Here is a 7,333-nt window from a genome sequence, read left to right on the forward strand (position 1 = left end):
GATCCGGCCTGTACGATGGCCCGTCGTGGCCGTGCCGGTGATAGACCCTTCGCTGAGACCCCTTGCCGACAACGACCAGGCCGAGGTCGGCCCGTCGCGACCGAGCCGACGTCGGCCGGCGCGAGCCGACCTGCTGGCCCTCGGAGCCTATGTGTTGCTCGGGGTTCTCGTCTGCCTCAACTACTGGGGCGACGTGCAGGGCCGGGTCTCCTCACACCTGCCCACCGACCACAGTTGGTTCGAATGGCTGTTCGCGCACGGCGCGTACTCGGTGCGGCACTTGGAGAATCCGCTCTTCACCGTGCGGCAGAACGCCCCGCTCGGGGTGAACATGATGGCGAACACCTCGCTGCTCGGGGTGACGCTGCCGCTGGCGCCGCTGACCATGCTGCTCGGTCCGCAGGTGATGTACGCCCTCTACCTGGGCGGGGCACTGGCGGCCACCGCGGCGACGAGCTACTGGGTGCTCTCCCGGCACCTGGTGCGTTCCCGCGCGGCGGCCTTCGTGGGCGGCGCCTTCCTCGGCTTCGCGCCCGGCATCGTGCACCACGCCAACGGCCAGCCCAACTTCGTCTCCAACTTCCTGCTGCCGCTGATCGTGTCGCGGGTGTTGCGGCTCGGCGAGCCGGGACGGTGGCGGCGCAACGGCCTCGCGCTCGGTCTGCTGGTCGCGTACCAGATCTTCATCAACGAGGAGATGCTGCTGCTCGCCGCGTTGGCGTGCCTGGTCGTCGTGGTCGCGTACGCGGTGCAGCGGCCGGCCGCCGCGCGGGCTGCGGCGGGCACGTTCACCGCGGCGCTCGGCCTCGCCGGCGGGGTGGCGCTGCTGCTCACCGCGTACCCGATCTGGTTCCAGTTCAACGGGCCGCAGTCGTACCGGGGCCTGCAGGGCGGGGTGTTCCACAACTGGGGCGAGGACCTCACGGCGTTCGTCACCTTCCCCCGGGACTCCCTGGCCGGCGACCCCGCCGTCGAGCAGACCATCGGGCTCACCGAGCAGAACTCCTGGTTCGGCTGGCCGCTGGTGCTGGTCGCCGTGGTGGCCGTGGTGCTGCTGGTCCGCCGGTCGCTGGCGGCGCGGATCACGGCGCTGCTGATGGTGCTCTTCACCGTGGCCGCGCTCGGCCCGCGGATCCGGTTCGACGGCGAGGAGACCACGGTCAACGGTCCGTGGCACCTCATCCCCGACGACCTGCCGCTGGTCGAGATGATGATGCCGACCCGGCTGACGCTGGTGGTGGCGGCCGCGGTGGGCGTGCTGCTCGCGCTCGCCTGGGACGCGCTCACGCCCGCCGGCCGTCCCGTCGTCGTGAAGGTGCCGGCCCAGCGCAGCGGCGAGCCCGACGCGGCGGAGCCGGCTGCCACAACGGCCGGGACGGCCCGCACGGCGGCCATCGGGCGGCGGTGGCTGCGCCCGGTGGGGTACGCGGCCATCACGCTCGCCCTGCTGCCACTCATCCCGCGGCCGCTTCCGGCCCAGCCGGTGCAACCGCCGCCGCACTTCGTCACCGCCGGCGGCTGGCGGCCGTACGTCCCGGCCGGACGGACCCTGGTGCCGGTGCCCATCCCGAGCAACGTGCACGGCCTGCCGACGTTGCGCTGGAGCGTGCTGACCGGGCAGGAGTTCCCGATCCCGGCGGGCTACTTCATCGGACCGAACGAGGAGGGCGAGGGTGTCTTCGGCGCCCCCAACCGCCCCACCAGCACCCTCATCTACGCCACGATGGACTCCGGCAGGGTGCCCACGCTCACCGAGGAGAACCGCCGGCAGGCCGTCGAGGATCTGCGCTGGTGGCGGGCGTCGGTGGTGGTGCTCGGCGCCCAGCCGAAGGAGGCGGTGCTGCGGGAGTTGATGACCGGCCTGCTCGGGCAACCGCAGCGGGTCGACGACGTCTGGCTCTGGGACGTCCGCCCGCTGGTGGATTGAGCAGGACGAACCGCCGCCGGTCAACGGACCCGGTCGCGGACGTCCCACACCCAGGCGCCGTCGATCTCCCGCCCGGGACCGACCAGCGCGTCGAGGGTACGGCGCACCGCCGCACCGTGCCGCAGGTCGCCCTGCACCACGATCGCGGCCCGCCAGTGGCGCAGGTCCTCGATCGCCTGCCGGTGGTGATCGTCGGTCACCACCGGCACCTGACCGGTCTCGGCCACCCGCCGCAGCAGGATCGCGGTGGGCCGGTCCGGCGGGCCCCAGCGTGCCGCCGGGTCGTCCGGGCCGCTCGGGCCGATGAAGTATCCGCCGGGGACCTGGAAGGCAAGCCCCGTACGGGCCGACCAGAACATCCCCGGGCTGACCGCCGCGCCGGTGATCGGCGGCACCGGGACCACGGTCCCACCGGCCGGTACGTGTTCCCGCCACCGCCGGTCGGCGAGGAACGCCGGGACGGTGGGAGCGGGCACGGTGCGGATCGGTGTCGGCAGCAGCGGCAGCAGCGCGGCGGCCACCGCCCCGGTCCACAGCAACCGCAGCGGCAGGCCCGGTTGGGCCACCGCACCCGGACCGGCCGGGGAGCCGCCGGGCTCGGGGGTGGTACGGAGTGGATGCACCCGGTCCAGCGAGAGAGCCAGCAGCACCCCCAGCACCGGTACGCAGACCAGGGCGAAGCGGGCCGGCACCGCCAGGTCCAGCGGGGGCAGTGCGGCCACCAGCCGGTACGGGCCGGGGATGCCGGTGTCCGTGCCGTGCACCCGGATCTCGGCGCCGAGCGACAGCAACGCGAAGAGCAGGCCGCAGCCGGCCAACGCCCGCACCAGCGCACGCCGCCCCAGCCAGAACACGATCATCGCGGCGAGCAGCAGGAGCGCGGGGCCGAAGAACGAGCTCTCCTCCGTCGGGTTCGGCGCGAGCAGCCCCGCCGGGTGATCGTTCCCGATCACCGTCTGCCGGGCGGCGGCGGTGAACGAGGCGGCGTCGAGCCGGTAGCTGTGCGCGGCGAACGGCATCCCCCGGTAGTGCTGGGGGCCGGCGAACTGGAACCAGAGCGGGTACGCCAGGAGCACTCCCGCCACCACCGCGCCGACCCCGACCCGGCCGAGCAACGCCGGTGCCGCGCGGCGGGCCACCGCCAGGTCGGCGAGCGCGTACCCGAATGCGAACACCACGACGGCCAGGGCGAGGAAGGCCAACGTCTCCTCACCGATGAAGGCCTGCCAGGCGACCAGCAGACCGAGCCAGACTCCGGGCCGGATCACCGGGCCGGGCACCGGCCGGAACAGCCACGCCAGGATCGCCGGCACCAGGAACTGGGCGGCGATGTGCAGGTGCGCGCCGGCCTGGGAGATCATCCCCGGGGCGAAGCCGCAGAAGAGCCCGCCCACCACCGCGGCGGTGCGGGAGGTGACCAGCCGGCGGCGCAGCAGCACGTACCAGGCGGTGGCGGTGCCCGCCAGGCAGCAGACGACCGCTGTGAGGAACGCGGCCTGCGAGCCGAACAGCAGGGTGACCGGGGCCAACGGCACACCGAGGCCGAGCACGGAGGTGTTCGCCATCAGGTTGATCCCGTCCGGCGCGTTCAACGCGGTGCTGTGCAGCGGGTTCTGCGGTGTGACCACCGACCGGGCCGCGTGCGCCAGCATCCACTCGAAGAGGATCTGGTCGCCCGCCTGGTGGAACAACCGCTCCGGGCGGCCCCACTGGCCGCTGGTGAGCAGCACGGCCAGCCCGACGTACCCGGTCACCACCAGCGCGTCCGCGGTCCACCTCGCGCGGCGTGGACGCCCCGCGTCCGTCGTGGCCCGAACGGACGTGCTGACGCCGGTGGACATCAAGCTGCGCGGCTGCTCAGCGTCCGCACGTCCCAGACCCAGACGTCCAACTCCCGGCGGCCGGGGCCGACCAACTGCTCGACGGTACGCCGCAGCGGCTCGACGTTCTGCTGGCTGAACGGAAGCACCAGGATCGCCGCCCGCCAGTGCCGCAGTTCGTCCAGGAATCGGCGGCGCTGCCGGTCGTCCAGCTTCGGCGTACGCCCGGTGGTGGCCACCTCCTGCAGCAACTCCCCCACACCGCTGGGCCGGCCGCCGAAGCGACCCGGGTCACCGGTGTTGCCGTTGCGTGGGGCGAGGAAGTACCCGCCCGGAATCTTGAAGTCGAGGTTGGTGGCGGCCGCCCAGCGCATGCCGTTGGTGTTGCCCATGCTCGGCACCGGGATCGGCACCAGCGTCTGGTCCGGCCCCACGTAGGCCCGCCACCGGTCGGCGGTGATGAACTTCGGCACCGGCGGGCGGGAGACCACGCTCAGCGGCAGGGGCACGATCGGCAGCAGCGCGAGGACCAGGCCGGCGACGGTGAGTGTCCGGGCGGTACGCCGGTCCGGCAGCCGCAGCGACCAGGCCCGTTGCACCGCGAACGCCAGCAGGATGGCCACCGTCACGGTGGTGATCAGACCGAACCGGGTCGGCACCACCGCGTCGAGCAGCGGCAACCGGACCAGCCACTCCCACGGCCCGGTGGCCACCTCCCGGTGCCACCAGGAGACCCGCTCGCCGAGGGAGAGCACGGCGAACAGGGCGCCGGTGACCGCGAGCGCCCGGACCATGACCTCCCGGCGCAGCCAGCACACGATGCCGACGGCGAGCAGGGCGAGGCTCCACCCGAGGAAGGCGTTCTCCTCCGAGTAGTTCGGCGCCAGGCCGACGTTCGCCCGTTGGTTGCCACCGAGCGTGGGCGAGCCTGGGGCGAAGAACGCGGCGATGTCGTTGCCGTAGTCCCGCACCGCGTCGCTGAGCCCGTGGTACGCCATCGGCCCGGCGAACTGGATGTGCAGCGGGTACGCCAGCAGCGCACCGGCCAGCAGCGCGCACACGAACAGCCCCACGGCCATCGGCCGCCACGCCGCCGCCCAACGGTGCGGCTCCTGCACGACCACCGCTAGCAGGAACACCGCGCAGGCCAGCGCGGTGAAGAGGAGGATCTCCTCGTTGATGAACGCCTGCGCGGTGACCAGCAGGGCGAGCAGCAGTCCGTCCCGGACCGGTCGGCGGGTGCGAGAGAGCACGAGCACCCGCCAGACGATGAACGGCAGCAGGTACTGGCTGATGATGTTCGGGTGCCAGTTGGCGTGCGACAGCATCGCCGGGGAGAAGCCGCAGACCCAACCGCCGACCGCCGCGGCCAGCCGGTTGCGGACCAGGTGCCGGGAGAGCACGTGGTACCAGGTGGCGGCGGTGCCGGCGAGGCCGAGCGTGACCAGCAGCACGAAGGAGACCGCGGGGCCGAAGAGGAGGGTCACCGGCACCAACGGGATGCCCAGCGCCAGGATGGCGGTGTTCGCCATCAGGTTGACGCCGTCGGGGTAGTTGAACTGGTCGGTGTAGAACGGGAACTCGCCGTGCAGCACCACCCGTACGGAGTGCGCGAGGAAGAACTGCACCTGTGCCGGGTCGCTGCTGTAGAGCGATGCGACCCGGCCGGCCGGGTCCATCCAGATCCGACTGGTCACCCAGAGCGCGGCGAGCAGGAAGACGGCGTACACCGTCAGATCCTGCCGGCGGGTGCTCCACCGCCGCCATCGGGCGGCCACGGGCGCGGTGCCACCGGTCCGGGTCGCGCCGGCCGTGCGGTCGGTCTCCTCGACCGGCGACCGCCCGGTGTCCGGGGCGGGTGGCGCATCGATGGTGGCCACCGCGGTCGCGCCGGCGCCCGCGGCGCCGCCGGCACCGTCCACGCCCGCGCAGGCCACGCTCCGATCGGGTCGGACGCCCGTGGCGGCGTCGTTATCCAGGGCGGATGCGGCGCGGGGCTCGACAGACGTCACAGTCGGCGGAGTCTACCCGAGCGGCGAAAAGGCGGAAAAACCATGGTGTCGGTCCTTTGTGGTGCGCCGTCCGGTGCGCACGGCTGGTCCGGCACGAGGTGCTGCGTCATGTTGATCGGACATCTCGTACTATGGCGCTTCCGACTTCAGGGCGAGCGATCGGGGGCGTACAGGTGGCTCCAGTCCGCCGACGCGGCACGACGGCCACCGCGCTGCTGGCCGTACTGCTGGCCACGACGGCCTGCGCTCCGGTCGCCGACCGTCAACCCGGAGACCTGCGCGTCGGCTACGACAGCCTCGACGGCACGCTCGCGATCTGGCCGCCGCGAGGCGACCTCGCCGACGACGCTTCCGTGACCGCGGCGATCACCGACGCGGTACGGGACTGGCGGTCACCGGCCGACGACCGGGTGCACCTACCCTCCTCCGGCATCCTCTTCTCCGGCGAGGTCGACGGCGCGCCGCTGGCTCTGGTCGCCGCCGACGTGCCCGGCCACAGCGCCTCCTGGCTGTTGCAGCTCACCCGCGACGGCGACCGCTACATCGTCGCGCGGGCCGCCGAGTACACCGACCCCGGTTATCTGGTCTACTCCGACGTGCTACCCGTGCTGACCAGGGCTGGGCGCCGCTATCTGGTCTCCGACCGGGTACGACGCCTCGCCGGGCCCGACGGGAAGACGCTGGCGACCAAGGACGGCGTCAGCGCGCCGGTCAAGGTGCCGGCCTGCCGCGCGGTGCCGGTGACGGCCAGCCTGCGAACCACCGAGTCGTTGCCCCGGGGTCGGGAGACGCAACGCCTGCTCGACCTCGGCACGGGCATCGACGACCCGCGCTACCCGCTGGTCGACGACGAAACCGGCTCCGGCCGGCGGGCGCTGACCGGGCTCGACACCTGTGCCCTCGCCGGGGAGCGGGGGCCGTTCGGCAGCATCCCGCGCCGCATCGGCGACCGGGACGCACCGGGCTCGGTCCCCGAGTCGTGGCCGATGTCGAAGGTGGCGGTCCGATCGCTCGGCGAGTTGACCCTGGGCCGGGGCGAGCCGGGCGAGCTCGAACAGCTCACCTGGCAGAGCGCCACCGACACGATGACCGCCGTGGTCTACCGGCCGTCCGGGCGCGACGCCCCGGTGCTCTCCCCCGCCGACCGGGTCGGCCCGTTGCAGGCCTACCGGCTACCGGTACCCGACCAACCGCTGGTGGTGTTGAGCTGGCGTTCGACGCGCGACAGCTCCCTGTCGGTGGCACCGGGTACGCCGCTGCTGGTGGAGCGGCCGGGGTTGGCGGTGATGTCGGAGCCGGAACGGCCCGAGACGGTCAGCCTGGCCGGCACGGAGAAGACCCACTACCGGTCGGTCGGCGGTCGCTGACCGGCGAGCCGCGCGCCCCGGTGGCGGGTGTCCGCCGGAGCGCGCCGGTACGCGATCCGGGTGCCGCCGCGGGGCGGCAGCGCGACGGGGGGCGTGCCGTCCCGGTGCCCCGCCCCGGGGGGCCTGAGTTGTGGCCGGCCCGGTCGTGGGCGGCGAGCCGCTCCCGCTCGTGCGACGCGCGCGCGAGCCCCGGGTTCGCGCCGGTGA

At 73.4% G+C, this 7,333-nt stretch carries 4 protein-coding genes; 2 read left to right on the forward strand and 2 right to left on the reverse strand.

The window, feature by feature from the left end; translation table 11 throughout:
- Positions 1–25: 25 nt before the first annotated feature.
- Positions 26–1,927 (forward strand): hypothetical protein, encoded by a 1,902-nt coding sequence (locus ABZS42_RS13070; RefSeq protein ID WP_355144737.1) that lies wholly within the window; start codon positions 26–28, stop codon positions 1,925–1,927.
- Positions 1,928–1,947: 20 nt separating this feature from the next.
- Here the strand turns inward: ABZS42_RS13070 and ABZS42_RS13075 are convergent, their stop codons facing one another.
- Both ABZS42_RS13075 and ABZS42_RS13080 read right to left on the reverse strand, forming a co-directional pair.
- A complete protein-coding gene (locus ABZS42_RS13075; RefSeq protein WP_355144739.1) occupies positions 1,948–3,768 on the reverse strand; it encodes a hypothetical protein in 1,821 nt (606 codons plus the stop codon).
- Positions 3,768–5,525, reverse strand: a complete 1,758-nt coding sequence (locus ABZS42_RS13080) for a hypothetical protein (RefSeq protein ID WP_355144757.1) — start codon at positions 5,523–5,525, stop codon at positions 3,768–3,770. The genes ABZS42_RS13075 and ABZS42_RS13080 overlap by 1 nt, the downstream gene beginning before the upstream one ends.
- 407 nt (positions 5,526–5,932) lie before the next feature.
- Here ABZS42_RS13080 and ABZS42_RS13085 point away from each other — a divergent pair, with 407 nt between their 5' ends.
- Entirely contained in the window at positions 5,933–7,126 is a 1,194-nt protein-coding gene (locus ABZS42_RS13085) for a hypothetical protein (RefSeq protein ID WP_355144741.1), read from the forward strand.
- Positions 7,127–7,333: the final 207 nt, after the last annotated feature.

It is taken from the genome of Micromonospora sp. NPDC005367 (assembly GCF_040606825.1).
Taxonomy (GTDB): Bacteria; Actinomycetota; Actinomycetes; order Mycobacteriales; family Micromonosporaceae; genus Micromonospora.